We start from the raw sequence: 26693 nt of genomic DNA, 5'->3' as shown, positions 1-26693 counted from the left end.
CGGCCTTTTTTAGAATGTCGCGCTCCTGCTTCAGAACAGCGTTCTCGCGTCGCAACCGCTTCAACTCGGCATGCAGATCGACCGATGCCTCAACCGGCTCACCGGTATCCCGTTCGCGACTGAGCCATCGCGTCAGCGTCGAAAGCCCAATCCCCAGATCTTCCGCGATCTCGCGCCGTGTCCGGCCGCTGGTCAGCGCCAACCGAACCGCTTCACGCCGGAACTCCGGCGTCGGTCTGCTTCCGTTTCCCATAGAACACCTCCTGGTTCCTCAGTTGGTGCTCTCCACTTTTTCAGGGCAAGTCCAACGGCAAGCAGCCGATCGGATTTACCTCCGACTGGTGTCTGCGGCATCCGCTTCCGTCCGATTGGTCAGAGCAGCGGACGTTGCTCGCTTCGCTCTGATTGACCCCTCCCACACCTCGTATCGCGAAAATGCCCCGCGCAGACTTCCGCGCATTTGCGCGCCGGATCGCGCTGCATTGGCAGTCTGTGCAAACACACCCGCCGCGCAAGTCGCGGAAAACGCGAGACTATCCGAGACAAACCTCGCACCGTCTCGATTTGCGGAAGTCGGTGGCTGGGCGAGTATGATTCATTCTCTCAGTACGAGGTTGTTTCTAACCCTTTGAAATGTCGATACAATTTGCGGCTTCACTTTGGGCATAAGTCTCTGATTTTGCATGATTTTTAGGCTCACGGGATAGCGGCTCTTTGTGAGGCGCGATCGTCCTGCTGCGAGCCTTGGTGGAGCTTGATTGAGATGCAGGGAAGGATGGGGGGACCATCGGCCAAGGTCAAACTGCTATCGCGGAAATGGCCTTCTGAGACTGGGCCTCTATTTCGGGCGAGAACTCGTATCGACAGACCCGGTAGGGATGTAGTTGGACCTGCAAAGCCCCGGAAATACGGGCGCAATTTTATGTTTTCTGTTTTATATCAAATACTTAGGGCTGGGTGGCTGGGGCGGTAGGATTCGAACCTACGGTGCGCGGTACCAAAAACCGGTGCCTTACCACTTGGCTACGCCCCAACGGTGCGGGTTCTTACCCAAGGCGGCGCGGAGCCGCAAGATGGTATCGCGAAAAAATCGCGTTGTCGCGCGTGGCAAAGCACCCTAGTCGGGGGGGCATGAAACGGGTTGAGGTCGCAATTCTGGGGGCGGGGGCCGCGGGCATGATGTGCGCGGTCGAGGCGGGACGCCGGGGGCGCTCGGTCCTGGTCATCGACCACAATGCCGCGCCGGGGGAGAAGATCCGCATCTCGGGCGGCGGGCGGTGCAACTTCACCAATCTCGAGGCGCCGCCGGAACGCTTCCTGTCCGTCAATCCGCGCTTTGCGATCTCCGCCTTGCGGCGCTTTCCGCCCTCCGCCTTTATCGCCCGCGTCGACCGCGCCGGGATCGCCTGGCATGAAAAGACTCTGGGCCAGCTTTTCTGCGATGGCAGCGCCAAGCAGATCGTGGCGATGCTCACCGGGCAGATGGCCGAGGCGGGGGCGGAGCTGTGGCTGTCGACGGCTATCGAGGTGGTTGAGCAGGACGGTGATTTCGTGATCCAGACCGCGCGCGGCCCGGTGCGCGCGGCGCGGCTGGTGCTGGCCACGGGCGGCAAGTCGATCCCCAAGATGGGGGCGACGGGGCTTGCCTACCGGATCGCGGAACAGTTCGGCCTTGAGGTGACTGACACGCGGCCGGGTCTGGTGCCGCTGACCTTCGCGGAGCAGGAACTGGCCACGTTGCGCGACCTTGCGGGCGTATCGGTCGCGGCGCGGGTCGGCTGCGGGCGGATCGCGTTCGAGGAGGGGTTCCTCTTCACGCATCGTGGCCTCTCCGGCCCGTCCATCCTTCAGATCAGCTCCTACTGGCGCGAGGGGCAGCCGGTGACGGTCGATTTGCTGCCGGGGACCGCGCTCGGCCCCTACTTGCGGGCAGGGCGGGCGGCGAACGGGCGGATGACGCTTCTTCGGACGCTGGCGGCGGTGATGCCTGAGAAGCTGGCGCAGCATGTCCTCGCCCGGGCGGGGATGGCGCCGGGGGCGCGGCTGGCCGATCTGTCGAACGCGCAGGCCGATCACCTCGGGGCGGCGGTGCATGACTGGCAGGTCCGCCCGGTCGGGACCGAAGGCTACCGGACCGCCGAGGTGACGCTGGGCGGGGTGGATACGGCGGGCCTGTCGTCACAGACGATGGAGGCGCGGGCCTGTCCGGGGCTGTTCGTCATCGGTGAGGCGGTGGATGTGACCGGCTGGCTTGGCGGATACAACTTCCAATGGGCCTGGGCGTCGGGCTGGGCGGCGGGGCAGGCGGTGTGACCGCCTATAGCGTTTCGGGTTTATACTGACTCAGAATTCGAACTTATTTCGTTCGAATTCTGATGCATAGTTTCTCAACGAGAACCCGAAACGTTTTAGCGCGGGCTGTCCATCACCAGAAGCAGCAGCGCCTCGCCCGCCAGCGCCTCATAGATATGGGCGGCATCGCCGGAATAGCGGTAGTAGTCGCCCGGCCCGATATCCTCCACCGCATCGAGGGGGCCAAGGCGCACCCGCCCGCTGCACAGGAAGGCATGTTCGACCGTCCCGCGCGGATGTGCGTCGGACTGCCGCGCCGCCCCCGGTTTCAGCAAGACGCGATAGAGGTCACGCCGCCGGTCGGGCGGGCATTTGTCCAAGAGAACGGCGGTGAAATCGGACTGGCTTGAGGCGATGCTGACCCCTTCCGCCGCGCGGATCAGCGCCCCATGGGCCGAGGCCGCCTCGAACAGTGAGCTGAAGGGGATGCCAAGCGCCGTGGCCAGCGCCCAGAGCGTTTCGACATTGGGGTTCCCCTTGCCGCCCTCAAGCTGAGAGAGGGTGGATTTGGCCAGCCCCGCTTTCGCGGCCAGCGCCGACAGGCTGATCTGCGCAAGCTCCCGTTCGCGACGAATGGCGGCGGCGATGATGGCGGTCGGTGTCATGGGTCCGTATAACATCCTTTCGTTCGGCTTGACGAACGATTTTGCTTTCCGTTACACCGAACGACGTTCGATATAACGCACGGTTGCCGGAATGCCAGACGCGCCTGAACCTTCCAACGCTGCTCAGGAATTCCGCGCCGGGTTGCGTGACATCACGCCCCTGTCCTTCGGCGTCGCCGTCTATGGGCTGGCCTTCGGGCTTCTGGCGGCGGGGCAGGGGATGGGGGCGCTGGCCACCGGACTGATGGGGGCCACGGTCTTTGCCGGATCGGCGCAGATCGTCGCGGTGGAGCGGTTGGCCGCAGGCTCCGGCGCGGTGCTGGCGGTGATCGCGGGGCTGGCGCTGAACCTGCGCATCCTGCTGATGACCGCCTCGCTGCGGCGCGAGCTGTCCGGCCGCCCGCTGTGGCAGGTCGTGCTGGGTGTCCATCTGACCTCGGACGAAAACTGGGTGCTGATGCATGCGACGCGGACCAAGGGGTGGGCCGCCGGGTACTGGTATCTTGTTGGCGGCGGGGTCAGCCTGATTGCGGTCTGGGTCGCCGCGACGGCGCTTGGGGCGGGTTTTGCCCGCGCTCTGCCCGATCTGGGGGCGAGCGGCATGGATTTCGCCTTTGCCGCCGCCTTCATCCTGCTGCTGACAAGCCTCTGGCAGGGGCGGCGGAGCCTGCCGCCCTGGATCGTTTCGGCCGGGGTCGCGGCGGGATGCGTCCTGGTCCTGCCGGTCGATCCGTCCTGGGGCCTGATCGCGGGCGCCGTGGCGGGGGCCGGGGTTGCGGGGCTGCGGCGCGATGGATGAACAGGCCGTCACCATCGCGGGCCTCGCGCTTGGCACCTTCGCGATCCGCCTTGGGGGCTATCTTCTTGGCGCGCGCATGCCCGCCACCGGCCCGTGGGAGCGGGTGTTGCGCGCCTTGCCGGGCTGCCTGATCGCGGCGCTTCTGGCGACGATCCTTGTGCAGGCGGGGCCGGCCGAATGGGGCGCGGCGGCGGTGTCGCTGGCCGTCGCGCTCCTGTCGCGGAACCTGCCCCTGACCATGGTCGCGGGGGTGGCGGCGGTCTATCTGCTGCGCGGTCTTGTGTGAGAGCGAGGTTACACCCGCACGGGATCGGCCTTGGCGATCCGGTCCAGCGCCATCAGCGTGTCGATCAGGCGCGCCATCTGATCCAGCGGGATCATGTTGGGGCCGTCGGAGGGGGCCGTGTCGGGCGCCTCATGCGTTTCGATGAACACGCCCGCGATGCCAAGGCTGACGGCGGCGCGCGCCATCGCGGGGGCGAATTCGCGCTGCCCGCCGGAGGAACCGCCCTGACCGCCCGGTTGCTGCACCGAATGGGTCGCATCCATGATGACCGGGTAGCCGGTCCGCGCCATCGTCGGCAGCGCGCGCATGTCGGCAACCAGCGTGTTGTACCCGAATGAGACGCCCCGTTCGGTCAGCAGGATGCGGTCATTGCCGGTGCTGGCGACCTTTTCGGCGACGTTGGCCATGTCCCAGGGGGCCAGAAACTGCCCCTTCTTGATGTTCACGACGGCGCCGGTTTCCCCGGCCGCGACCAGAAGGTCGGTCTGGCGGCAGAGGAAGGCCGGGATCTGGATCACATCGACGACTTCGGCCGCGATCTTTGCCTGTTCGCCGTCATGGATGTCGGTCAGGACTGGCAGGCCCATATCGCGCCGCACCCCGTCCAGCACCTTCAGCCCGGCGTCGATGCCCAGCCCGCGCCTGCCCTTCAGCGAGGTGCGGTTGGCCTTGTCATAGCTTGCCTTGAAGACGTATTGCGCGCCCGCTTTCGCACAGATCTCGGCCATGCGGCCCGCGATCATCTGCGCGTGATCGGCGCTTTCAAGCTGGCATGGCCCGGCGATCACGGTCAGGCCCCGGTCATTGCCGACGGTCAGCCCGCCGAATGTCACGTCTTTCATCGTCATCTCTGACCCCGGTTCAGGCCGTCACCTGCTCTCGCAGGATCGAGGCGGTAAGCGACAGCATCAGGTAAATACCGGCGAAGATCAGGAAGGCAAGCAGCGTGTTCTGGAACGCCTTGGGATAAGTCGCCTCATCCGGCGCGACCGGGCTGACGCCAAGCGAGAGGTAGCGCACCTGGCGGTTGGCCTCGATCCGGGCGGTTTCAAGCTGCGCCATGGCCTGGGCGAGGAGTTGCTGGCGCGTCTCAAGCTCACTCTCCGCGATCCGCAATTGCCCGGTGATCTGGGCGAGGGAGGCGGCATCCTCGCTGCCGACGGTCAGCCGGTTCCTGAGGTCGCCGATCAGCGTTTCAAGCCGGGCGATGTCGCCCTTGGTCCCCTCGACACGCGCCGTGTTCGGGCGGGCGTTGTCGAGAAGTTGCTGAAGCTCAAGCCGCTTCTTCTGCAACTCCACCTCGAAAGTGGAAATCTGCCCCATGGCCGAACTGCTTTCCGACATCGGGTCAAGCACGCCCAGTTGCTGTTGCAGGTCAAGGATACGGGTCTGCGCCGCCGTCACCTTGGCCTCGGCATCGGTAAAGCTGTCGCGCGCGCCGGTCATCTGGTCGGCGCGCAGCCGCTGGGTAAGGTTGTCCACCTGATCCTCGGCATAGCGCAGCAGCGCCTGGGAGAACGCCTCGCTGATCGCGGGGTCGGGGGCGATCACCTCCATCTTGATGATGCCTTCGGTCGGGTCATAGCCGATCTTCACCGTCTTCTTGTAAAGCCGGTAGGCCTCTTCATTCGTGGCGCCGGGGTCAAGCCGCTGGATCGGGTCGATGTCGGGTTCGCTGAAATGCGCCTTGAAACCAAGGTCCTGATCCAGCCGCAGCATCGCGTCGCGGGACTGAAGGTAGGATTGGACCGTGATCGAATCCTGCGAGGTGGCGAATTGCGTCCCCCGGAAGAGGGAGCCGAGACCACCGGACTGCCCTTCGGCCTGCTGGATCACGAATTCGCTGCGGGTGGCATACATCGGCGTCGCGACGGCAAAATAGTAATAGCCCGCGACGATGGTCGGCAGGATCACGAAGACCGCCAGCCGGGCCATCAGCATCATGAAGTTGCGCCGCCTGCGGCGGACGATGTCCTGCTGGATGCGGATGATTTCCTGCGCCCGCTGCGCCTCGCCATAGGTTTGCGGGGCGGGCAGTTGTTCGCCCTTGCGGACGGTCTGGGGAAGCTGGACGCGCGCCTCGTCCCCCGCATCGTCGGGCGTTCCCTTGACCAGCGAGAGGGCGGGGGAAGAGGCGTTGAACGGGTCGATCCCCTTGCGGCGCAGAAGGGCCACCGCCTCGAAATCGTCGGCGGCGGTGATGCCGTTCTTCACCGCAAGACGCCGCGCGGTGCGCAATTGGCGGGCCGACAGCCCTTCTTCGCGCACCGCCGCGACCTCTTCGGTCAGCGGGCGGGCGGGCTTGCCGCCCCCGGCATCGGGACGGAACGACATGTCGCCGAACCCGTCGTCATTCGACCCCGGCGCAAAGGGCATGTCGCCATCCGCCGCGCTGGCGGCCTTTCCGGCCGCCGCGGCATTGCCTGAAGGGCGGCGGATGCGAAACTTCGGGGCTTTAGGAGGCGTAGTCATACATGCGCTTCGCTTCTTCGAGGGTCTCGAACATATGCAGCCGCCCATCCCTGAGAACGGCGGCCTGGCTACAGAATTTCTCGATCGTGGTGGGCTGGTGAGAGACGATGACGACGGTGGAACTTCTCAGCCGGTCGCGCAGGATCGACCCGGCCTTGCGGTTGAAATCGACATCGGTGGTCGAAGGCATGCCCTCGTCGATCAGGTAGATGTCGAATTCCAGCGCGAGGAGCAGCGAGAAGGTGAAACGCGACTTCATGCCGGAACTGTAGACGCCGACCGGCATGTCGAAATATTCCTCGATCCCGCAGAGCCAGCGGCTGAACGCTTCGACATAGTCAGGGTCAAGGCCGTAGAGCCGGGCGATGAAGCGCGCGTTTTCGCGCCCCGAATGCTTTGCCACCACGCCGCCCATGAAGCCCAGCGGGAAGGACACGCGGCTGGTCTTGCGGATCGTCCCCTCATCGGGCTTTTCAAGGCCCGCCATCATGCGGATGATCGTGGTCTTGCCGGTGCCGTTCGGCGCGAGAATGCCCAGCGAGCGCCCGATCTCCACGCGAAAGCTGGCGCGGTCAAGGATCACCTTGCGCTGCTTGCCCGTCCAGAAGGACTTGCTGACATTCTCAAACTCAAGCACCCGGAACTCTCGCCTTGCCCGATTATTGCGCCGCGTCTTGTCTTATCGTCGCACGGTTAACAAATCGCGGTACCCGAAAACCGCGCCGGAATTATGACCGGCGCGGCCCTTGTTGACAACGTCACAGCCCCGTGTCCGTCAGTCGCGAACCTTCTGGACCCGCGCCACGATCCCCGCGACGATCGCCAGCGCACCGGCGCCAAAGCTGAAGAGCGCGCCCATCTTCGCCGCGTCCTGAACCGGCCCGGCATCGAAGGCGACCGAGGCCACGAACAGCGCGACGGTAAAGCCGATCGCCGCGACAAAGCCCACGACCACCAGATCGGCCATCCGCATCCCTTCGGGCAGGCCCAGCCGCATCGGTTTGGCGGCGATCCAGCCCATGATGAAGATGCCCAGCGGCTTGCCGATGATAAGGCCAAGAAGGACCAGCCAGGTCGGGGCGGAAATCGCACTGAACTCCACCCCGGCATTCATCAGGCCGAAGAAGAAGAGGATGATCTCCACCGGGTATTTCAGGTGATGCTCGATCCAGTTCAGAAGGTCGGTCAGGTATTGCTCGGCCTCGGCGAAGATGCCGAAGGCGCGGTCGGCATGGGGGATCGTCGGCACGATGGGCAGAAGGCCAAGCGCGGGGTGAATGCCCGCCTCCTGAAAGCCGAACCAGCTTAGGCAGCCAGCGATCAGGTAGGGCCAGAACGACAGCTTCTGGCGCACCCAGGTGGAGTTGGGGCGGACCTGATCGCCACGGTCCAGATGGCGGGGCAGCCAGTTGCAGAGCAGAAAGACCGCCAGCGCCGCGCCGAAGGACAAAAGCAGCCAGAGCGGGGCCAGTTCGCCGGATGGGTAGAAGATCGCCAGGATGATAAGCCCCGCCGCGTCGTCGGCGATGGCCAGAAGCAGCAGGAAGCGGATCGCCGGGTGGCCCGCGCCGAAGACCAGCCGTCCGACGAGGTAGGAAAACGCGATGTCGGTCGCCGTCGGAATCGCCCAGCCGCGATGGACGCTGTCGAAGATGCCAAGGGCGGCGGCAAGGCCGAGATAGACGACGACCGGCCCCAGCATCCCGCCTGCCGTGGCGATCAGAGGCGTCATCGCCTTCTTGCCGCGCAGCGAGCCGTTTTCGAGGATCACCGCCTCCCACACCTCTTTCGCGGCGATGGCGAAGAAGAAGGCCATGAGGACGTCGTTGACAAGGAAATGCAGCGTCAGGGTTCGTGTGACACCGCCGCCTTCGGCATGGGCCTCACCGATCAGGAAATCCTCGGCGATCACCCAGTGGATGAAGTGGTGATAGCTGTTGGCGTCGATATTGGCCCAGACCAGCGCGATCAGCGCACCGGCGATCAGGAGAAGCGAGTAATTGGTGACGTAGTTCCAAACGCGATACATGCGGTCCCCCCTCCTGATACCCTTTCGATAGAGGATAGGGGCGGGACGGGCAAGGGAAAGGCCCGGTCACGATTGCCGGAAGGGCGGGCGGGGCCTATCCTTGGCCCATGACGACCGTAGCCGAGCCGCAGGACTGGCAGGATCTGGTGCGCCGCGTGGGGGCGTGCAGGCTTTGTGCCGATGATTTCGCCGCCACCGCGACCGCGCATGACCCGCGCCCGGTCTTCTGGGTGCGGCCCACGGCGCGGGTTCTGATCGCGGGGCAGGCGCCGGGCGCGCGGGTCCATGCCTCGGGCCGGCCTTTCACCGACCCTTCGGGCGACCGGCTGCGCGACTGGCTGGGGATGGATGAGGGGCTGTTTTACGACCGTGACCGCGTGGCGATCCTGCCGATGGCCTTCTGCTTTCCGGGCTATGATGCCGCCGGGTCCGATCTGCCGCCGCCAAAGCGCTGCGCCGCGACGTGGCGGGCAAGGGCGCTGGCGCTGCTTCCCGACATCCGCGTGACCTTCCTTGTCGGCGGCCATGCCCAGCTGTGGCATCTGGGCCGCGCCGCCAAGGGGGGCGTGACGCGCACCGTGGCCGCCTGGCGCGATCATGCACCCGCGATCTTCCCCTTGCCTCACCCCTCGTGGCGCAATACGGCATGGCTGAAGAAAAACCCCTGGTTCGAGGCCGATCTTCTGCCCGCCGCGCGCCAGCAGCTTAGGGATGTGCTTTCCGGTGACTGACCAGACCCCGCTCGATCAGGCCCACGCGCTGATGGAGGCCGCGCCGGACAGCGATGCGCTGCGGTTGCGGTTCTACGAACGTCTGGCGGATGCAGAGCTTTACCTGCTGCTGGCGGACGAAAGCGATGGCGGCACGATCCGCCCGGCGGTCTTCCGGCTGGAAGAGGGCGACTTCGCCATGGCCTTCGACCGGGAGGAGCGTCTGGCGACCTTCTCCGACGCGCCCGCGCCCTATGCCGCGCTGCCGGGCCGGATCGTTGCGCGCGAACTGGCGGCGGCGGGGCTGGGCTTGGGCTTCAACATCGGGGTGGCGCCCTCGGCCATGCTCTTGCCGACCGAGGCACTCGACTGGCTGGGGAAGACGCTTGGCACCGGCCCCGCATCGGCCGAGGCGCGGCCGGTGGCATTTCACCGGCCGGGGGGGCTGCCAGAGGCGCTTCTGAGTGCGCTTGACGAAAAGCTGGCGCGTCTGGCCGGGCTGGCGCGGGTGGCCGTACTGGCGGGGGTGGACTATGCCGACGGGCGGCGCGGGCATCTGCTGGCCTTCGCGGGCCATGTCAGCGGGGCCGAGGCGGCGCTGGCCAAGGCGGTGTCCGAGGCGCTGGTCTTCTCCGGCCTCGATGCGGGGGAACTGGACGTGACTTTCCTGACCGAAGACAGCCCCGCATGGGCGGCCATCGCCGCACGAGGGCTGCGCTTCGACCTGCCCGAACCTGCGCGCGAAACCGCCCAGATCATCGGCGGCCCCGCCGCGCCCGGCATGGACCCGGACCGGCCGCCGAAGCTGCGTTAATACCCCCGCTGCCGGTCGACGAGGTGCAAGAGCGGCTCCGCCGCCTCGGCGCGGCGGATGTTTTCCGCGATGACCCGCGTTGCCGTGACCGCCTTGGTGTCGGCGGCGATATGCGGCGTCACCGTCACGCGCGGATGGGACCAGAAGCGGTGATCGGGGGGCAGCGGTTCGGTCCGAAAGACGTCGAGCGTGGCATGGCCGATCTGGCCGCTGTCAAGCGCCGCCAGAAGGGCTGCGTCATCGATCAGCGGCCCGCGTCCGGGGTTCACGATCACCGCGCCCTTCGGCATCAGCGCCAGACGGTCCGCATTCATCAGGTCCCGCGTGCCTTCCGTCAGCGGCATCAGAAGGACCGCGATCTGTGCCCGGCTGAGGACCGCGCGCAGCCCGCTTTCGCCTGCGTGACACTCCACGCCCGCAATGTCCTTGGCCGTCCGGCTCCAGCCCAGCACCGGAAAGCGCAGCGCGCGCAGGGACGCCGCGCAGGCCTGGCCAAGCTGCCCCAGGCCCAGCATGGCCACCGGCCGTTCGCGGGCCAAGGGCGGCTTGCTGTCGTGCCGCCAGACGCCGTCCTTGCCAAGAATATGTGTATCCATCCCAAGGTGATGGCGCAGCACATGGCCGGTGACGTATTCGACCATGCTTTCGGTCATGCCGGGATCCACCATCCGGCAGAGCGGCTGGGTCAGTGTCGGGTCGGTCACGATCCGCTCTACCCCCGCCCAAAGGCTCAGCACCGCCTTGCAGCGGGTGAAAGGCGTGAAATCGGTCAGATCCGGGTTCGGCGCATAGACGATGTAGTCGACCTTCGCCGGGTCACCCAGTTCGGGTGACAGCTCCGCCGCGATCCCGGCTTCTGCGAAGGCGGATGTCAGGTGCGGGCCATATTCCGGCCAGTCAGCGGCGGGGGCGCTGAAATAGATGCGAAGGGTCATCTGGGCTCCTATAGCATTTCGGGTTTACACTGACTCAGAATTCGAACTTATTTCGTTCGAATTCTGATACTTGCTTTCTCAACGGAAACCCGAAACGCTTTAGCGCGGGCGGTGGATATGCGCACTTTGTACCAGCCCGAAGGCGGCAAGCAACACGATCATCGCGGTCCCGCCATAGGAGACCAGCGGCAAGGGCACGCCGACGACGGGCATCAGTCCGGTCACCATCGACATGTTGACCATGAAGAACAAAAAGAACGTCCCCGCGATCCCGTAGGTCAGGAGAGAGGCGTATCGGTCGCGGTTCGTCAGCCCGGAGAAGATGCAGAACCCGACGATCAGCGCGTAAAGGATCAGCAGGGAAAAGGCGCCGACAAAGCCGAATTCCTCGGCCAGCGTGGTGAAGATAAAGTCGGTGTGCTTTTCGGGCAGGAAGTTCAGCCGCGACTGCGTACCTTGCATATAGCCCTTGCCCGCCCAGCCGCCGGACCCCAGCGCGATCTGCGCCTGGGTGATGTTGTAACCCGCGCCAAGCGGATCGGAGCCGGGATCGAGGAAGGTGTCGATCCGCTTGAACTGATAATCCTCGATCAACTGCCAGTCGGTGCCACGGCTTTCGAAAACGGCGAAAACCAGTGCGACGACCAGCGCAAGGACGGTACCGAAATACCAAAGGCTGACCCCGGCCGCGAACATCACGATCCCGCCCCCCGCGACCAGCAGGATCGCGGTGCCAAGGTCGGGCTGTTTCAGCACCAGGAAGGTCGGCACCAAGATGAAGATCAGCGGTATCAGCACCCAAAGCGGGCGCGAGACCTTCTTGACATCCAGCCAGTCGTAATAGGCGGCCAGGAACATCACGAGGGCGATCTTCATCATCTCGGACGGTTGCAGCCGGATCGGCCCGAGGTCGAGCCAGCGCTGCGCGCCCTTGCCGACATCACCGAAAAGCTCCACCGCCACCAGCAGCACAAGCGCGCCGAGATAGACCACGGCAGAGACGTTGCGCCAGAACCAGATCGGGATGAAACCGACGATGAACATCGCCAGCATCCCCACGACGAAGCGCTTCATCTGCGGTTCGGCCCAGACCTCCAGCCGCCCGCCCGCGACCGAATAGAGCATCAGGAAGCCAAGGCAGGCGACGGCGGCCAGCAAAAGCGCCAGCGGCCAGTTGACGAAGAGGACCTTGCGCAGGCCCGAGGGGACCGTCTTGACGTTATATTCCAGATAGCTCATGCGCGGCTTTGCCCCTTGCCGTCGGGGGGCGGCAGCTCCATCAGTTGCAGCTCATTGCGTTCGGACTCGATCCGGTTGCGCTGGCTTTCTGGATAGGCGGTCAGGGGCGGGGTGCCGCCCGCCATCGCCTGAAGGATGATGTCGCGCGCGATGGGCGCCGCCACGGCGGACCCGCCACCGCCATGTTCGACCACGACAGACACCGCGATACGCGGCGCATCGGTCGGGCCGAAACAGACGAACAGCGCATGGTCGCGCCGGTTCCAGGGCAGGTCGTCATTCGAGATGACGCCGCGCGCGCGTTCGGCGGCGGTGATGTTGCGGACCTGGCTGGTGCCGGTCTTGCCCGCGATCCGCATCGTGTCATCGACCACGCGCGCGCTATAGGCCGTGCCACGGCGCGCGTTCGTCACGTCGAACATGCCCCGGCGGACGGCCGCCAGATGGGCCGGGTTGATGCCAAGCTCTGCCGGTTCTGCGACGGGCGTTTCCTCACCCCCGATGGCCCGGATCAGCCGCGGCATCACGTTCCGCCCCGAGGCGACCCGTGCGCTCATCACCGCGAGTTGCAGGGGCGAGGCGAGGACAAAGCCCTGCCCGATCCCGGCGTTCAGCGTATCGCCGATCAGCCAGTCCTTGCCATAGGTCCGTTTCTTCCAATCCTTGTCGGGCGCCAGCCCGCCGCTGATCGCGGACATGGGCAGGTCAAACTCTTCCCCCACGCCAAGACGCCGCGCCATGGCGGCGATCTTGTCGATGCCGACGCGCTGGGCGATGTCGTAGTAATAGACGTCGCAGGACTGTTCGAGGCTTTGGGTCAGGTGAACATGGCCGTGGCCCGCCCGTTTCCAGCAGTGAAAGCGCCGGTCGCCCAGTTTCAGGAAGCCGGGACACCAGACGGTTTCGTCAAGGCCCACCACCCCGGCCTCAAGTGCGGCCAGCGCGGTGACGACCTTGAAGGTAGAGCCGGGCGGATAGGCGCCCTGCACCGATTTGTCGGCCAGCGGGCGGTGGTCATTCTCGGTCAGTTCCCGGTAATCGGCCGAGGAGATGCCGCGCACGAAGAGGTTGGGATCGAAGCTGGGGGCCGAGCTGATGGCAAGGATGTCGCCGGTCAGGGTGTCGATGACCACGGCGGCAGCGCTGTCGACGCCAAGACGCGCCTGAACGTAATTCTGCAGGCGCCGGTCGATGGTCAGTTGCACGTTGGCGCCAGCGTCGCCCTCTTTCCGGCCAAGCTCCCGCATCACGCGGCCGCTGGAATTCACCTCGATCCGCCGCGTCCCGGCCTTGCCGCGCAGCGCGTCCTCAAGCTTTGCCTCGACGCCGAGCTTGCCGATCTGGAAGCGCGGGATCTGCAACAGCGGGTCGGGGTCTTCCAGCTTTGACAGGTCGTAATCGCTGACCGGGCCGACATAGCCCAGAACATGCGCGAAATCGGGGCCTTGCGGGTAGACCCGGCTCAGGCCGACCTCGGTCGTCACGCCGGGCAGGGCGGGGGCGTTGACGGCGACAAGGCTGAACTGCTCCCAGCTCAGCCGGTCGGCGATGGAGATGGGCAGGGTCGGGCTGCGCCGCGCGATCTCCCGCCGCGTCCGGTCGAGATCCTCGGGCGACAAGGGGATCAGCGCTTGCAGACGCTCAAGCACCATCTCCGGGTCGCCCGCATCCTCGGGCGTGATCGTGATCCGGTAATTCTGTTCGTTCCCGGCGATGACCGCGCCGCTACGGTCGAAGATCAGCCCCCGCGCCGGTGGCAGAAGGCGGATCTTGATCGAGTTCTCTTCGGCCAGAAGCTTGAACTGGTCGGCCTGATCGACCTGAAGGTGGCGCATGCGGTAGGTCAGCGTCAGCACCGCCGCCGCCTGTATCCCGCCCAGCATCAGCCCCCGGCGGCTGATCTTGCGATGGCTTTCCAGATTGTCCTTCGGCGACCGTCTCATGCCCGCCCCCGCGCCGTGTCGGGCTGACCGGAGGGCAGCCGCCGCAGGCCGAACAGCCAGATATTGGCCAGCACGACCAGCGGATAGGCCGCCAGCGTCGACAGCACCTGAAGGATGATAAGGTCAAACCCGGTCTGCGGCACCATGAACAGCGTCAGGACCAGCCGGTCCACCACCGTCATCACCATCACCATCGCCGCGAAGACCGCCCATTCCAGCGCGAAGGGCAGGTCGCGCAGGAACACCTCGCGAGAGCGCAGGAATTCGGTCGCCATCAGGACAAGCAGCGGCCAGAGGCCGGGCGGGCGCATGGTCAGCAGATCGTCGATAAAGAACACCGCGACGACGATCAGGGCCGGAACATAGTCGGGCCGCCGCATCAGCCAGGCGAAGGTCAGGCAGGTCAACAGGTCCGGCCCCGGCCAGCGCACCGGCATGGAGCTTAGCGGCAAGAGGCGCAGGAAGATCAGCAGCGCGGCGAGCGCCACGAAAAGCAGCCGGTGGCTGAGGCGGGCGGCGGTGGCGGGATCAACCATCGCCCGGCTCCACCGTTGCGGGGGGCGCGTTTTCCGGCAGCGTGACCGCAGGCTGGATCGGCGGGAAGGCGGGCAGGATCAGGCTGCCCGCCTCGTTGATCTCTTCCGCCGGGTGGCTGCGCAGGACGCGCAGAAAGCTGAGCCGTTCGTAATCGGCCGCCAGCCGCACCCGCAGGCGCCGTTCGCTGTCGGCCTCTACCACGCCGACCAGAAGCCCGGCGGGGAAGATGCCGCCATCGCCCGAGGAAATCACCCGGTCGCCGGGGCGGACCTGTTCGGGCGTTTCAAGGAATTCAACCGGCGGGGCGGGGGTGTTGTCGCCCACCAGCATCGCGCGCTGGCCGGAAGGCTGGATCGTCACCGGAATGCGGCTGGAGGCGTCGGTCAGAAGGATCACGCGGGCGGTGCGTTCGCCCACGCCCGAGATGCGGCCGACAAGGCCAAGCCCGTCCATCGTCGCCCAGCCATCCACGATCCCGTCGCGCGCGCCCACGTTCAGCAGCACCGACTGGCGGAAGGGCGATCCGCTGTCGGCCAGCACGACGCCCGAAACCGAAGTCAGCTTTGGATCAAGCCGGACCTGATTCTGCGCCAGAAGCTTGGCGTTTTGCTGTTCCAGCTGAACCGCCGCCTCTTTCCACGACTTCATCCGCTGCAACTCGCGCCGCAGCTCCTGATTCTGTTCGTAAAGGCTTGCATAGGACTGAAACCCGCCGACCATGTCGGCAAGTTTCGTCACCGGCGCCATGGCCCAGTCCATGTTCGGCACCACGCGGTCGATAAAGGCGGTGCGGAACCGTTCGACGCGCGGGCTGTCGATGCGCCAGATCAGGAAGATGACCAGCAACAGGAAACCGACCACCCCGATCAGGATGCGGCGAACCGGGGTTCGGAAATCGTAATCAGCGTTGCGGTCTCTTGCCACGCGCGGCCTCGTTTACGGGCGCTGGGCGCCTTGGCTCAGCTGTCGTAATCTATGACATGCCGGAGCTGTTTTTCATACTCCAGAGCCTTGCCGGTCCCCAGCGCCACACAATTCAGTGACTGGTCGGCGATAGAGATCGAAAGCCCCGTCTGTTCACGCAGCGCCAGATCAAGTTCCCCCAGAAGCGCGCCGCCGCCGGTCAGCATGACGCCGCGATCGACGATGTCGGCGGCAAGGTCGGGGGGCGTCGCCTCAAGCGCGGTCATCACCGCCTCGCAGATCTGCTGGACGGGTTCGGCCAGCGCCTCGGCGACCTGTGCCTGGTTGATCTCAATCTCCTTCGGGACGCCGTTCAGAAGGTCACGGCCACGGATCTGCATCGAGGCGCCGCGCCCGTCATCGGGCATCCGCGCGGTGCCGATGGAGGTCTTGATCCGCTCGGCCGTGCTTTCGCCGATCAACAGGTTCTGCTGGCGGCGCAGGTGGCTGACGATGGCCTCATCCATGCGGTCGCCGCCGACACGAACGGAACGGGCATAGACGATGTCACCCAGCGACAGCACCGCGACCTCGGTGGTGCCGCCGCCGATGTCGACGACCATGGACCCGGTCGGATCGGTGATCGGCATCCCCGCGCCGATGGCGGCAGCGATGGGTTCGGCGATCAGCCCGGCCTTGCGGGCGCCAGCGGAAATGACCGACTGGCGGATCGCGCGCTTTTCAACCGGGGTCGCGCCATGGGGGACGCAGACGATGATCTTCGGCTTGGAGAAGGTGGAGCGGCGATGGACCTTGCGGATGAAGTGCTTGATCATCTCCTCGGCGGTGTCGAAATCGGCGATGACGCCCTCGCGCATCGGCCGGATCGCCTCGATAGAGCCGGGGGTGCGGCCGAGCATCAGCTTGGCATCCTCGCCCACGGCCAGCACCTGCTTCTTGCCGTCCTTGACGTGGTAGGCCACGACCGAGGGTTCGTTCAGCACGATACCCTTGCCGCGCACATAGACCAGCGTGTTCGCCGTGCCGAGGTCGATCGCCATGTCCTGTGAAAACAGCCCGCCAAATCCTGCCATGATCCGTCCGCTCCGTAAAATCCACGGCCCGCGACTCAGGGTGCGCGGGCCGGGGGTTGTTATAGGCGTCGGGACCCATCAGCGAAAGGGGCTGGTCAGCCGCTCACGCAGGATTTCGCCTGCTTTTCAATATCGAACATCCACGGGGCGGGGCAGGGTGCCACCACCCCGTGGAATGTCACTAAGCCGACTTCAGCTCTTCCGCGGGCTTGGTCTTGGCACGCCGAACGATGAGGTTGTTGAGCGCGCTGACATAGGCCTTGGCGCTGGCGACGACCGTATCGGTGTCCGAAGACTGGCCGGTGACGATCTTGCCGTCCTCTTCCAGACGCACCGAAACGGTGGCCTGCGCGTCGGTGCCTTCGGTCACCGCATGAACCTGATAAAGCGCCAGCCGCGCGGTATGCGGGAAAAGCCGCTTGACCGCGTTGAACGTCGCGTCCACAGGCCCGTCGCCCTGCGCCGTCACCTGATGATCGGTGCCGTCGATGGTCAGGATCAGGTCGGCCGATTGCGGCGCCTCGGTGCCGCAGATCACGCGCAGGAACTTGACCTGGATGCGGTCGTTTTCCTCGGAGGCGCTGTCGGCCATCAGGGCGACCAGATCGTCGTCATAGACCTCTTTCTTGCGGTCGGCGAGCGCCTTGAACCGCACGAAAACGTCGTTGAGCTGGTTGTCCGCAAGGTCAAAGCCCAGATCGTTCAGCTTCGCGCGCAGCGCGGCGCGCCCCGAATGCTTGCCCAAGGGCAGCGAGGTCCCGGCAAGGCCGATGTCCTGCGGGCGCATGATCTCGAACGTCTCTGAGTTCTTCAGCATCCCGTCCTGATGGATGCCGCTTTCATGGGCAAAGGCGTTCTTGCCGACGATGGCCTTGTTGAACTGCACCGGAAAGCCCGACACGGCGGCGACGCGGCGGGAGATGTTCATGATCTTCGTCGTGTCGATGGCGGTCGAATAGGGCATGATGTCATGGCGTACCTTCAGCGCCATCACCACTTCCTCAAGCGCGGTGTTGCCCGCGCGTTCGCCCAGACCGTTGATCGTGCATTCGATCTGGCGCGCGCCCGCCTCGACGGCGGCCAGAGAGTTCGCCGTCGCCATGCCGAGATCGTTGTGGCAGTGGGTGGCAAAGACCACCTCATCCGCGCCCGGCACTTTTTCGATCAGCATGCGGATCAGGTCGGCCGACTCGCGCGGGGCGGTGTAGCCCACGGTGTCGGGGATGTTGATCGTCGTCGCGCCCGCCTTGATCGCAATCTCCACCACGCGGCAGAGATAGTCGTGTTCCGTCCGGGTCGCGTCCATCGGCGACCACTGGACGTTGTCGCAGAGGTTGCGGGCATGGCTGACGGTGTCGTGAATACGCTCCGCCATCTGGTCCATGTCCAGATTGGGGATAGCGCGGTGGAGCGGCGAGGTGCCGATGAAGGTGTGAATGCGCGGGCGTTTCGCGTGTTTCACCGCCTCCCAGCAGCGGTCGATATCCTTGAACTGCGCGCGCGCCAGCCCGCAGATCACCGCGTTCTTCGCCTGTTTCGCGATGTCAGAAACCGCCTCGAAGTCCCCTTCGGAGGCGATGGGAAAGCCCGCCTCGATGATGTCCACGCCCATCTCGTCCAGCATCTCGGCGATTTCGAGCTTTTCGTCATGGGTCATGGTCGCGCCGGGCGACTGTTCGCCATCGCGCAGGGTCGTGTCGAAGATTACGACGCGGTCATTTTCGGGTTTGGTTGTCATGGTCCTGATCTCTCGTTCTGTCCTTAGCATCTGTGGCGCGGTGTCACCTCTGAGCGGTCGCGCCGAAAGGCACGCTCAGAGGCGGCTAAGGAGGAGCAGTCCACGAAGCGACGCCGCGCGGGGCGCGCGGGCGAGAGATGCGATATGCAGGCTTCGTGTCATGGGCTGCGACTATAGGCAGGGATTCGGAAAAGGAAAGACGGAAAAATCGCTTCCCGCCCTGCCTTGGGTTTTTGCCGTTTCCGCCGGGTCAGTTGGCCGGGGGCGGGGTGGTGCCGTCCTGCGGCGGGGTCGCGTCGGCGGGCGGCGCAACACTTTCGCCGGTCGCGGCGGCATCGGGGGCGGCGGGATCGGTGACCGGCGCCTCTTCGGTCAGCGCGCCCTCGGTCCAGGTGCCGGATTCCGTCTCGCCCGTGGCATAGCGCATGACGCCCTGGCCCTGCCGCTTGCCCTTGACGAAATTGCCCTCATAGACGTCGCCATTGGCATAGGTCGCAATGCCCTTGCCGTCGATCTCGCCCGCCTTCCATGCGCCGGAATATTTGAAGCCGTCGGGCATCACGATCTCGCCCTGACCCTCGCGCTGACCGTTGGCGAAGCCGCCGGTATAGACCGTGCCGTCGGCATAGGTCGCGACACCCTGACCCGCGCGCTGGCCCGCTTTCCAGTCGCCGTCATAGGTATAGCCGTCGTGATAGGTCATCTTGCCCTTGCCGTCGTTCTTGCCGGCCTTGAACGCGCCTTCATAAACAAGGCCGTTGGCATAGGTGGCGATGCCCGCGCCCTCGATCACGCCGTCCTTCCAGTCGCCTTCATAGGTGGCGCCGTCTGCATAGGTGATCTTGCCCTTGCCGTTGGCCAGATCGCGGGCGAACTGCCCCTCATAGACCGAGCCATCGGGATAGGTGACCTTGCCCGCCCCTTCGATCCGGCCCTCGACCCAGTCGCCGTCATAGATATAGCCGTCGGTGCCGCGAAAGACGCCCTTGCCCTGACGCTTGTCGGCGGCAAAGCTGCCCTCATAGACATCGCCGGAGGCATAGGTCAGCTTGCCCTGACCGTCGCGTTTTCCGGCGGCGAAATCGCCCTCATACACATCGCCGTTGGGCTGGGTCAGCTTGCCCTGTCCGTTCATCTGGCCATCGACCCAGGCGCCGTCATAGGTCAGCCCGTCGGCCAGCGTCAGCTTGCCCTGACCGGCGCGCTGGCCGCGCAGCATGTCGCCTTCATAGACCGCGCCGTCGGGATAGGTGATCTTGCCCTTGCCCTCCTTGACGCCCATCACCCAGTCGCCCTCATAGGTGTAGCCGCCGGGGCTTTCCATCTTGCCGGTGCCGTTGTGCAGCGCCTTGGTGAAGCCGCCGGTATAGGTCACGCCATTGGCGTAATGCGCGGTCCCCTGGCCCTCGATCTCACCGTTCACCCAGTCGCCTTCGTAGGTGCCGCCATCGGCAAAGGTGATCTTGCCCTTGCCTTCCGGTTTGCCCTTCACGAAAGCGCCGGTATAGACCGAACCGTTGGGATAATGCGCGATGCCCTGGCCGAGGATCTCCCCCTCGACCCAGTCGCCGGTATATTCGTAGCCGTTGGGAAGCTTGTAGCTGCCCTGACCGTGTTGCTTGCCGTCCTTGAAGGTGCCTTCATAGATCCCGCCGTCGTCATATTCCTTGGTGACGACATCCTGCGCGAGCGCGCCGAGGGGGGGCAGAATCATCGCCGCCGCGATCAGCCCCCGGAACGCCATGCTGCCTTTCAGACCCATACCCGACCACCTCTTCTGCTTCTTGTTCCCGGTCCGCGGCGCATTGAAACCCGCCGCCCGGACCGACCTTACCCACGGGGAAGAAACCTAAAGCCAGCGCCTTGCAGTGGCAAGACATTGGCCGCGATGGCCGTGCAGGCTTTCGCCGCCCGGCAACTCTGCTAAGAGAGGGGGAAACCAAGACTGCGGGAGACCCCGATGGCCGAGAGATTCCGCCTGACCCTGGCACAGCTTAACCCCACCGTGGGCGCGATCGCCGACAACATCGCCAAGGCACGCGCCGCGTGGGAGGACGGCAAGGCGGCAGGGACCGACATTGTCGCGCTGCCTGAAATGTTCGTGACCGGCTATCAGACGCAGGATCTGGTGCGCCGCCCGGCCTTCCGCCGCGACGCGATGGCGGCGGTCGAGGCGCTGGCGGCCACGGTAACGGATGGCCCCGCGTTGGGCATCGGCGGGCCATGGGCAGAGGGTGGCAGGCTTTACAACGCCTATTTCATCCTGCGGGGCGGGCGGATCGAGGCGAAGATGCTGAAGCATCACCTTCCGAACGAGGATGTGTTCGATGAGGTGCGCATCTTCGATTCCGGCCCGATTTCAGGGCCTTACCGGATCGGTCCGCTGCGCCTTGGCACGCCTGTCTGCGAGGATGCCTGGCATGAGGACGTGGCAGAGACGCTTGAGGAAACCGGGGCCGAGGTGCTGTTCATCCCCAACGGCTCCCCCTATCGGCGCCGCAAGATCGACCTGCGGATGCAGCATATGGTCGCGCGGGTGGTGGAGACGGGGTTGCCGCTGATCTACCTGAATACGGTCGGCGCGCAGGACGATCAGGTCTTCGACGGGGCGAGTTTCGCGCTGAACCCCGGTGGCAAGCTGATGATGCAACTGCCGCCGATGGTCGAGGCGATCACCCATCTGGACCTTGAGAATGGCGCTGACGGCTGGCGTATCCTGCCGGGCGAAATGGCGCCGCAGCCCGATGACTGGGAACAGGACTACCACGCCATGGTCTTGTCCTTGCGGGATTATTTGCGCAAAAGTGGCTTCGGAAAGGTGCTGCTTGGCCTGTCGGGCGGGATCGATTCCGCGCTGGTGGCCACCATCGCCTCGGACGCGATCGGGCCGGAAAACGTGCGCTGCGTGATGCTGCCGTCGGAATACACCTCTGCCCATTCGCTTGAGGATGCGGCGGCGGTCGCCAATGCGCTTGGCTGCCCCTATGATACGGTGCCGATCGAGGGGCCGCGCGATGCGGTCGAGACGGCGCTGGGCGGACTTTTCGCCGGGACCAAACCCGGCATCGCGGAGGAAAATATCCAGTCGCGTTTGCGCGGACTGATCCTGATGGCGATCTCCAACAAGTTCGGGGGTATGTTGCTGACCACCGGCAACAAGTCCGAGGTCGCGGTGGGTTACTGCACCATCTACGGCGACATGGCGGGGGGGTATAACCCGCTGAAAGACCTGTATAAAACGCGCGTCTTCGAAACCTGCCGCTGGCGCAACCGCAATCACCGCGACTGGATGATGGGGCCGGCGGGCGAGGTCATTCCGCCCCGCGTCATCGACAAGCCGCCCTCGGCCGAACTGCGGGACAACCAGAAGGATCAGGACAGCCTGCCGCCCTATGAAGTGCTGGACGCGATCCTTGAACGGCTGATCGAGGGCGAGCAGTCGGTGGCAGAGATCGTCGCGGCGGGCTTTGACCGGGCGACCGTCAAGAAGGTCGAACATCTTCTTTATATCTCGGAACACAAGCGGTTCCAGTCGGCGCCGGGAACGCGGCTGACGACGATGGCCTTCTGGCTTGACCGGCGCTATCCGATCGTCAACCGCTGGCGCGATGAGGGCTGACGAGTGGGTCGTAACCCTTTGACTTTACAAGAAACCCCTGTGGGTTTTTTGTAGGATTTCTGTAGGGTATCCGTAGGGTTTTCGTCGCGACGGGTGCCGGAATTGTGCGACCGCGCACAGCGGCTGTGGGCGGTGGCGGAGAACCGGATCAGCTGCTTTGCGTTAGACTGGAACAATCCCGAAAGGAGGGTTCCATGTCCAAGCCGAAGATCGCCGTTGTCTACTATTCCACCTATGGCACCAACCACGCCATCGCCGAGGCCGCCGCGAAGGCCGCCGAAGAGGCGGGCGCCGAGGTGCGGCTCCGCAAGGTGCGTGAGACCGCGCCGGACGAGGTCGTGAAAGGGCAGGATGCCTGGAAGGCCCATGCCGAGAAGACCGCCCATGTCGAGCATGCCACGCCCGAGGACATGGGCTGGGCCGATGGCTATTTCTTCTCTGGCCCCACGCGCTATGGGGTGGTGGCAAGCCAGATGCGCGCCTTCATCGACACGCTTGGCCCGCTTTGGCAAAAGGGCGGGCTGACCGACAAGACCTTTACCGCGACGACGAGCGCGGGCAACGCGCATGGCGGGCAGGAGGCGACGCTGCTGTCGCTTTACACCAGCGCGATGCATTGGGGCGCGGTGCTGGTGCCGCCGGGCTATACCGATCAGGTGGTTTCTGACGCCGGCGGCAACCCCTATGGCTATTCCGCCAATGCGGGCCAGTTCGACGACAAGGGCCGGGCGGCGGTCGCGCATCAGGCGAAGCGTCTGGTCGAGATGACGAAGAAGCTGCGCGGGTAAGCGGTTATAGCATTTCGGGTTTGCACTGACTCAGAATTCGAGCTTATTTCGTTCGAATTCTGACACTTACGTTCTCAACGAAAACCCGGAACGCTTCAAAGCTGCGTCGAGGGGCAATCGGCGATCAGCCGCAGCGCATCCTCGGCGCGGCACAACTCTGTCGCCTCGGTCATCACGGCGGCGCTGGCGGCGGCGACGGCGGCGGTCAGGGCCGTCGGGTGGTCGGCCTCTTGCGCAAGCGCCAGGGTGAAGGCGGCAAGGAAACTGTCGCCCGCGCCGGTCTTGCTGTTCACCGGCACCTGGGCCGCGCGGCAGAAATGGCGCGCGCCTTGGGTGGCAAGGACGGAGCCGTCCGCGCCGCGGGCGATGATGACGATCTGCGCCGCGCCGTCGCGGATCAGCTCTTCCGCGAAATCGGCGGTGTGGGTGCGTTCGGGCAGGGGGCGGCCCGCCAGTGCCTCTGCCTCGACCTCATCCATCCTGAGGACATGGGCGGGATGGGGGGAATGGCGCGCGGCTGCAAGCGCGGCGCCCGAGGTGTCGAGGATGAGGTGCGCGCCCTTCGGGGCGAGGCGGCGGGCCAGTTCGGCGGGCAGGTCGGGCGCAAGGCCGGGCGGCTGGCTGCCCGACATCACCACCAGCGCACCGGGGGGCGTGGCGACCGCGACGGCATCCAGCGCCGCTTCGCCGTCATCGACGCCCCACTGTGTGCCGGGCAGGACGAAGCGGTACTGTTCGCCCGTAGTGCGGTCGATCACCGACAGGCTTTCGCGCGTCTCGCCGGGCGCACGCAGGTAGCGGGCGGCGATGCCGTCGGCCTCAAGCGCCTGTTTCAGCCGCTCCCCCGTCGCACCGGCCAGCGCCACGAGAGCAAGGCTGTGGCCGCCCAGCCGCCGGATCACCCGGCTGACATTGATGCCGCCGCCGCCGGGGTCGATGCGCGGCGCCTCGCACCGCAGTTTGCGGCCGGGGGCGACTGTCTCGGTCGCGGTGGAAACGTCGAGCGCGGGGTTGAGCGTGACGGTGACAATCGGGGTCATGGCCGCTCCGGGTTATCTGCCTGCCCCCAGACTGGCAGGAAAGGCGGGGGCCGTGAAGGCCCCGCGCCCGGATCAGCCAAGCATCAGCTGGTAGGAGGACGGCACATAGCGGAACCCGTCGCCGTCGGCGTCGATGAAGCCGGTAGCGGGGAAGGGCATGTGATAGCCGATGAAGGGCAGCCGGTCGGCGGCGATCATGCCAAGGACACGGCGCCGGGTCTCTGCCGCCATCGCCTTGTCCATGTCGAACTTCACCTCCCAGTCCGGGCGGGCGAGCGACCAGACGTAATGGTTCGCCGTGTCGGCGATGAGGACAAGGCCCTTGCCGCCGCTTTCCACCATATACCCCATATGGCCGGGCGTGTGGCCAAAGGCGGCGATGGCGGTGATGCCGGGCGCAACGCTGCCGCCGTCATCCAGGAAGGTGAACTTTTCGGCGAAGGGGCGGACCTTGGTGTCGAAGCCTTCATTCCCAGCCGCCGCCCAGTGGTCGTATTCGACCTGCCCGGTGACGTAGCGGGCATTGGCGAAGGTGGCGCCGCCATCCCCGGCCATGCCGCCGATATGATCGCCATGCATATGGGTCAGGACCACGGTATCGACCTGATCGGCGCTGTAGCCCGCACCCTGAAGGGCTGCGGTGATGCCTTCCGGCGCAAGGCCGGTGTCGAAAAGGATCAGTTCGGCGCCGGTGTTGATGAGGGTCGGGGTGAAGAAGAACTGCGCGACATCGGTCGGCAGATGCGCGGCGGCGGAGGTTTCCGCAAAGGCGGCGTCATCGGCGTTCAGGCCGAAGATCGTGTGCGGGTCGGGGACCGGGCGGGTTCCGGCCAGAAGGGTGGTGACCTCGAAATCGCCGTGCTTGAAGCGGCTGAAACCGGGGGTGGCCATGCCCATCATGTCGGCCTTGGCGACGGCCGGGCGTGCGGAAAGCGCCACGAGGGGGGCGGCGGCCCCGGCAAGAAGGGCGTGGCGGCGGCTCAGCTTCGGACCTGAAAACATGTCGTCTCTCCCTTGGGGTAAAGTCTCAAGGGTAGCGGCGCGGGGCGTGCGGGCGGATCACAATCCCGTGTCGTCTTATCGGAACAGATCAAGGACCAGCGGCGCGACAAAGGCGGTGGCAACGGCATTCAGCGCCATGCCGAGGCCGGAAAAGGCGCCTGCCGTGGGGTTGACCTGAAAGGCGCGGGCGGTGCCGATACCATGGGCGGCCACCCCTACCGACAGGCCCCGCGCGCGCCAGTCGCGAATGCCGAGCGCGTTCAGAAGCGGCGTTGCGATCACCGCGCCGGTGATGCCAGTCAGGATCACGAGGACGGCGGTCAGCGTCGGCGCGCCGCCGATCTGTTCGGCAATGCCGATGGCGACCGGGGCGGTGGCCGATTTCGGGGCGAGCGAGGCCAACGCCTGATCCCCGGCGCCCATGAGAGCGGCGATGCCGACAGCCGAACCTGCGGCGACGCTGGACCCGACGATCACCGCTGCCACGACCGGCAGCGCGGCGCGGCGCAGGCGCGCGAGGTTGTCGTAAAGCGGCAGCGCCAGCGCGACGGTGGCGGGGCCAAGCAGGAAGTGGACGAATTGCGCGCCCTCGAAATAGGTGCCGTAGGGTGTGCCGGTCGCCCAGAGGATCAGCGCCAGGATCGCCACGGCGACGAGGACGGTGTTGACGTAAGGCTTCCGCCCCGACCGGCGATAGGCCGCGTCACCGACGAGGTAGGCCGCAAGCGTCAGCGTCAGCCACAGAAGCGGCCCCTCCGAAAGGTAGGACCAGAAGGTCGCGAGATCAGTCATCGCCCGCCCCCGTCAGCCGCGCCACCGCGACGAAGGTCAGCGCCCCGGCTGCGATCGCCAGAACGGTCGAGACGACGACCGCGACCAGAAGGGCCACCGCCTGCGTGCCGAGCGTGGCGACATGGCCGACCACCCCCACCCCCGCCGGAACGAAGAGAAGCGATAGATGGGCAAGGATCCCCTCCGCCAGCGGGCGCATCAGGGTGACGAAGCGCGGCAGGGTGAGAAGGAGCGCGAGCATGAGGAGCATCCCGATCACCGGGCCGGGAAGCGGTACGGCAAGCACGCGGGCGGCGGCCTCACCGCCAAGCTGGCAGGCGAGAAGGGCGAGAAGGGGCTGGATCATCGGTCGCCTCCGGCTGGGATCGCGGCCAAGGCTAGGCCGGGGCGGGGGCGCTGCCAAGTGGGGCGTTGGGGGGGGGGGCGCCGGGGGCGCTTGCCCTCGGCAGAGGCCTCGGGCGTTCGACGGGGAAATCGTCCACTGGACGATTTCTGATCCCGTTGGCCCTCGGTTTTCACCTCGGGCGTTCGGTGCTGACGATCTTCCACTGGAAGATCGTCCGGGCGCACCTCACTCCCACCACCTGTCGATTGTGGCGATTTCCTCGTCGGACCAGCCGAAATGGTGGGCAAGCTCGTGGATCATCACATGCGCGACCAGCTGGCCAAGGCTCACGTCGCCGCGTTCGGCCCATTCGTCAAGGATCGGGCGGCGGAACAGCCAGATCATGTCGGGCCGGTCGATCACGTCCATCACCGACTTTTCGGTCAGCGGAATCCCGTCATAGATGCCCGTCAGCTCAAAGGGGTTCTCGATCTCCATATCGTCGAGAACCTCATCGGGGGCGAAGTCCTCAACCCGCACGATGACGCCGCGCGCCGGGCCTGCGAATTTCGGCGGCAGCGCCGCGATGGTGTTCAGCGCCATCTGCTCGATCGTCTCAAGATCGGGCGCGACACGCCCCAGCCAGTCATTCATGCGTCCGTCCTTGCGGT

At 65.7% G+C, this 26693-nt stretch carries 26 protein-coding genes and 1 tRNA gene; 7 read left to right on the top strand and 20 right to left on the bottom strand.

Annotation, left to right across the window (positions count from 1 at the left end; translation table 11 throughout):
• Both LX70_RS19680 and LX70_RS19675 read right to left on the bottom strand, forming a co-directional pair.
• Positions 1-253: transposase (locus LX70_RS19680; protein ID WP_146111665.1), on the bottom strand; the 253-nt coding region annotated here is incomplete at its 3' end.
• 705 nt (positions 254-958) lie between these two features.
• Positions 959-1033: transfer RNA gene (locus tag LX70_RS19675), tRNA-Gln, on the bottom strand.
• A 98-nt stretch (positions 1034-1131) separates the two neighbouring features.
• Here LX70_RS19675 and LX70_RS19670 point away from each other — a divergent pair.
• Complete coding sequence (locus LX70_RS19670; protein WP_105516503.1) at positions 1132-2313, top strand: BaiN/RdsA family NAD(P)/FAD-dependent oxidoreductase; 1182 nt, start codon at positions 1132-1134, stop codon at positions 2311-2313.
• Positions 2314-2408: 95 nt separating this feature from the next.
• Here the strand turns inward: LX70_RS19670 and LX70_RS19665 are convergent, their stop codons facing one another.
• On the bottom strand, positions 2409-2957 hold the full coding sequence (locus tag LX70_RS19665) for a helix-turn-helix domain-containing protein (protein ID WP_105516502.1): 549 nt from the start codon (positions 2955-2957) through the stop codon (positions 2409-2411).
• Positions 2958-3048: 91 nt separating this feature from the next.
• Here LX70_RS19665 and LX70_RS19660 point away from each other — a divergent pair, with 91 nt between their 5' ends.
• Both LX70_RS19660 and LX70_RS19655 read left to right on the top strand, forming a co-directional pair.
• On the top strand, positions 3049-3756 hold the full coding sequence (locus tag LX70_RS19660; protein ID WP_105516501.1) for an AzlC family ABC transporter permease: 708 nt from the start codon (positions 3049-3051) through the stop codon (positions 3754-3756).
• The gene (locus LX70_RS19655; RefSeq protein ID WP_105516500.1) at positions 3749-4042 is read left to right on the top strand and encodes an AzlD family protein; all 294 of its coding nucleotides are present in this window, start codon (positions 3749-3751) and stop codon (positions 4040-4042) included. Before LX70_RS19660 ends, LX70_RS19655 begins: the two co-directional genes overlap by 8 nt.
• An 8-nt stretch (positions 4043-4050) precedes the next feature.
• On the opposite strand, the gene kdsA is transcribed toward LX70_RS19655, so the two are convergent.
• The 4 genes from kdsA to LX70_RS19635 form a co-directional block, all read right to left on the bottom strand.
• Positions 4051-4884 carry a 3-deoxy-8-phosphooctulonate synthase gene (gene kdsA / locus LX70_RS19650; RefSeq protein ID WP_105516499.1) on the bottom strand — a complete coding sequence of 278 codons (834 nt, stop codon included), beginning with the start codon at positions 4882-4884 and terminating at the stop codon, positions 4051-4053.
• Between the two features lie 19 nt (positions 4885-4903).
• Positions 4904-6418: a KpsE/RkpR family capsule polysaccharide export protein gene (locus tag LX70_RS19645; protein ID WP_342747729.1), complete on the bottom strand. Its 1515-nt coding sequence runs from the start codon at positions 6416-6418 to the stop codon at positions 4904-4906.
• A 79-nt stretch (positions 6419-6497) separates the two neighbouring features.
• Positions 6498-7151: an ABC transporter ATP-binding protein gene (locus tag LX70_RS19640; protein ID WP_105516497.1), complete on the bottom strand. Its 654-nt coding sequence runs from the start codon at positions 7149-7151 to the stop codon at positions 6498-6500.
• A gap of 138 nt (positions 7152-7289) precedes the next feature.
• Positions 7290-8543 carry a Na+/H+ antiporter NhaA gene (locus LX70_RS19635; protein ID WP_105516496.1) on the bottom strand — a complete coding sequence of 418 codons (1254 nt, stop codon included), beginning with the start codon at positions 8541-8543 and terminating at the stop codon, positions 7290-7292.
• 107 nt (positions 8544-8650) lie between these two features.
• Here LX70_RS19635 and LX70_RS19630 point away from each other — a divergent pair, with 107 nt between their 5' ends.
• Together LX70_RS19630 and LX70_RS19625 are read left to right on the top strand one after the other, a co-directional pair.
• Complete coding sequence (locus LX70_RS19630; protein ID WP_105516495.1) at positions 8651-9274, top strand: uracil-DNA glycosylase family protein; 624 nt, start codon at positions 8651-8653, stop codon at positions 9272-9274.
• Between the two features lie 31 nt (positions 9275-9305).
• Positions 9306-10067: an SseB family protein gene (locus tag LX70_RS19625; RefSeq protein WP_245885151.1), complete on the top strand. Its 762-nt coding sequence runs from the start codon at positions 9306-9308 to the stop codon at positions 10065-10067.
• Here the strand turns inward: LX70_RS19625 and LX70_RS19620 are convergent.
• From LX70_RS19620 to LX70_RS19585, 8 genes are all read right to left on the bottom strand, one after another.
• Complete coding sequence (locus LX70_RS19620; protein ID WP_105516493.1) at positions 10064-11002, bottom strand: 2-hydroxyacid dehydrogenase; 939 nt, start codon at positions 11000-11002, stop codon at positions 10064-10066. The two genes, LX70_RS19625 and LX70_RS19620, sit on opposite strands and share 4 nt — an antisense overlap.
• Before the next feature lie 99 nt (positions 11003-11101).
• Entirely contained in the window at positions 11102-12241 is a 1140-nt protein-coding gene (gene rodA / locus LX70_RS19615; protein ID WP_105516492.1) for a rod shape-determining protein RodA, read from the bottom strand.
• Positions 12238-14184: a penicillin-binding protein 2 gene (mrdA, locus tag LX70_RS19610; protein WP_105516491.1), complete on the bottom strand. Its 1947-nt coding sequence runs from the start codon at positions 14182-14184 to the stop codon at positions 12238-12240. Before mrdA ends, rodA begins: the two co-directional genes overlap by 4 nt.
• Complete coding sequence (locus tag LX70_RS19605; protein WP_105516490.1) at positions 14181-14720, bottom strand: rod shape-determining protein MreD; 540 nt, start codon at positions 14718-14720, stop codon at positions 14181-14183. The genes mrdA and LX70_RS19605 overlap by 4 nt, the downstream gene beginning before the upstream one ends.
• Positions 14713-15645, bottom strand: coding sequence for a rod shape-determining protein MreC (gene mreC, locus LX70_RS19600; RefSeq protein WP_105516489.1), 933 nt, complete (start codon positions 15643-15645; stop codon positions 14713-14715). Before mreC ends, LX70_RS19605 begins: the two co-directional genes overlap by 8 nt.
• A gap of 35 nt (positions 15646-15680) precedes the next feature.
• Entirely contained in the window at positions 15681-16718 is a 1038-nt protein-coding gene (locus LX70_RS19595) for a rod shape-determining protein (protein ID WP_105516488.1), read from the bottom strand.
• A 181-nt stretch (positions 16719-16899) separates the two neighbouring features.
• Positions 16900-18456 (bottom strand): 2-isopropylmalate synthase, encoded by a 1557-nt coding sequence (locus LX70_RS19590; RefSeq protein WP_105516487.1) that lies wholly within the window; start codon positions 18454-18456, stop codon positions 16900-16902.
• 250 nt (positions 18457-18706) lie between these two features.
• Positions 18707-20218, bottom strand: coding sequence for an MORN repeat-containing protein (locus LX70_RS19585; RefSeq protein ID WP_425430606.1), 1512 nt, complete (start codon positions 20216-20218; stop codon positions 18707-18709).
• Between the two features lie 198 nt (positions 20219-20416).
• Here LX70_RS19585 and LX70_RS19580 point away from each other — a divergent pair, with 198 nt between their 5' ends.
• Positions 20417-22075: an NAD+ synthase gene (locus LX70_RS19580; protein ID WP_105516486.1), complete on the top strand. Its 1659-nt coding sequence runs from the start codon at positions 20417-20419 to the stop codon at positions 22073-22075.
• Positions 22076-22269: 194 nt separating this feature from the next.
• On the top strand, positions 22270-22863 hold the full coding sequence (wrbA, locus tag LX70_RS19575; RefSeq protein ID WP_105516485.1) for an NAD(P)H:quinone oxidoreductase: 594 nt from the start codon (positions 22270-22272) through the stop codon (positions 22861-22863).
• Positions 22864-22958: 95 nt separating this feature from the next.
• Here wrbA and LX70_RS19570 read toward each other — a convergent pair whose 3' ends face one another.
• The 5 genes from LX70_RS19570 to LX70_RS19550 form a co-directional block, all read right to left on the bottom strand.
• Positions 22959-23903, bottom strand: coding sequence for a 1-phosphofructokinase family hexose kinase (locus LX70_RS19570; protein WP_105516484.1), 945 nt, complete (start codon positions 23901-23903; stop codon positions 22959-22961).
• Between the two features lie 72 nt (positions 23904-23975).
• Entirely contained in the window at positions 23976-24905 is a 930-nt protein-coding gene (locus LX70_RS19565; protein ID WP_105516483.1) for an MBL fold metallo-hydrolase, read from the bottom strand.
• A 75-nt stretch (positions 24906-24980) separates the two neighbouring features.
• Complete coding sequence (locus LX70_RS19560) at positions 24981-25697, bottom strand: LrgB family protein (protein ID WP_105516482.1); 717 nt, start codon at positions 25695-25697, stop codon at positions 24981-24983.
• Entirely contained in the window at positions 25690-26043 is a 354-nt protein-coding gene (locus tag LX70_RS19555) for a CidA/LrgA family protein (RefSeq protein WP_105516481.1), read from the bottom strand. The genes LX70_RS19560 and LX70_RS19555 overlap by 8 nt, the downstream gene beginning before the upstream one ends.
• Before the next feature lie 225 nt (positions 26044-26268).
• Positions 26269-26676, bottom strand: a complete 408-nt coding sequence (locus tag LX70_RS19550; protein ID WP_105516507.1) for a metallopeptidase family protein — start codon at positions 26674-26676, stop codon at positions 26269-26271.
• Positions 26677-26693: the final 17 nt, after the last annotated feature.

The sequence above is a fragment of the Albidovulum denitrificans genome, assembly GCF_002973535.1.
GTDB classification, from domain to species: domain Bacteria; phylum Pseudomonadota; class Alphaproteobacteria; order Rhodobacterales; family Rhodobacteraceae; genus Albidovulum; species Albidovulum denitrificans.
This window is presented reverse-complemented; position numbering and strand designations above follow the sequence as displayed.

Coding starts and splice junctions, on each gene's coding strand:
- LX70_RS19670 (WP_105516503.1), top strand. CDS start 1,132: ATGAAACGGGTTGAGGTCGCAATTCTGGGGGCGGGGGCCGCGGGCATG.
- LX70_RS19665 (WP_105516502.1), bottom strand. CDS start 2,957: ATGACACCGACCGCCATCATCGCCGCCGCCATTCGTCGCGAACGGGAG.
- LX70_RS19660 (WP_105516501.1), top strand. CDS start 3,049: ATGCCAGACGCGCCTGAACCTTCCAACGCTGCTCAGGAATTCCGCGCC.
- LX70_RS19655 (WP_105516500.1), top strand. CDS start 3,749: ATGGATGAACAGGCCGTCACCATCGCGGGCCTCGCGCTTGGCACCTTC.
- kdsA (WP_105516499.1), bottom strand. CDS start 4,884: ATGAAAGACGTGACATTCGGCGGGCTGACCGTCGGCAATGACCGGGGC.
- LX70_RS19645 (WP_342747729.1), bottom strand. CDS start 6,418: ATGCCCTTTGCGCCGGGGTCGAATGACGACGGGTTCGGCGACATGTCG.
- LX70_RS19635 (WP_105516496.1), bottom strand. CDS start 8,543: ATGTATCGCGTTTGGAACTACGTCACCAATTACTCGCTTCTCCTGATC.
- LX70_RS19630 (WP_105516495.1), top strand. CDS start 8,651: ATGACGACCGTAGCCGAGCCGCAGGACTGGCAGGATCTGGTGCGCCGC.
- LX70_RS19625 (WP_245885151.1), top strand. CDS start 9,306: ATGGAGGCCGCGCCGGACAGCGATGCGCTGCGGTTGCGGTTCTACGAA.
- LX70_RS19620 (WP_105516493.1), bottom strand. CDS start 11,002: ATGACCCTTCGCATCTATTTCAGCGCCCCCGCCGCTGACTGGCCGGAA.
- rodA (WP_105516492.1), bottom strand. CDS start 12,241: ATGAGCTATCTGGAATATAACGTCAAGACGGTCCCCTCGGGCCTGCGC.
- mrdA (WP_105516491.1), bottom strand. CDS start 14,184: ATGAGACGGTCGCCGAAGGACAATCTGGAAAGCCATCGCAAGATCAGC.
- LX70_RS19605 (WP_105516490.1), bottom strand. CDS start 14,720: ATGGTTGATCCCGCCACCGCCGCCCGCCTCAGCCACCGGCTGCTTTTC.
- LX70_RS19595 (WP_105516488.1), bottom strand. CDS start 16,718: ATGGCAGGATTTGGCGGGCTGTTTTCACAGGACATGGCGATCGACCTC.
- LX70_RS19590 (WP_105516487.1), bottom strand. CDS start 18,456: ATGACAACCAAACCCGAAAATGACCGCGTCGTAATCTTCGACACGACC.
- LX70_RS19585 (WP_425430606.1), bottom strand. CDS start 20,218: ATGGGTCTGAAAGGCAGCATGGCGTTCCGGGGGCTGATCGCGGCGGCG.
- LX70_RS19580 (WP_105516486.1), top strand. CDS start 20,417: ATGGCCGAGAGATTCCGCCTGACCCTGGCACAGCTTAACCCCACCGTG.
- wrbA (WP_105516485.1), top strand. CDS start 22,270: ATGTCCAAGCCGAAGATCGCCGTTGTCTACTATTCCACCTATGGCACC.
- LX70_RS19570 (WP_105516484.1), bottom strand. CDS start 23,903: ATGACCCCGATTGTCACCGTCACGCTCAACCCCGCGCTCGACGTTTCC.
- LX70_RS19565 (WP_105516483.1), bottom strand. CDS start 24,905: ATGTTTTCAGGTCCGAAGCTGAGCCGCCGCCACGCCCTTCTTGCCGGG.
- LX70_RS19560 (WP_105516482.1), bottom strand. CDS start 25,697: ATGACTGATCTCGCGACCTTCTGGTCCTACCTTTCGGAGGGGCCGCTT.
- LX70_RS19555 (WP_105516481.1), bottom strand. CDS start 26,043: ATGATCCAGCCCCTTCTCGCCCTTCTCGCCTGCCAGCTTGGCGGTGAG.
- LX70_RS19550 (WP_105516507.1), bottom strand. CDS start 26,676: ATGAATGACTGGCTGGGGCGTGTCGCGCCCGATCTTGAGACGATCGAG.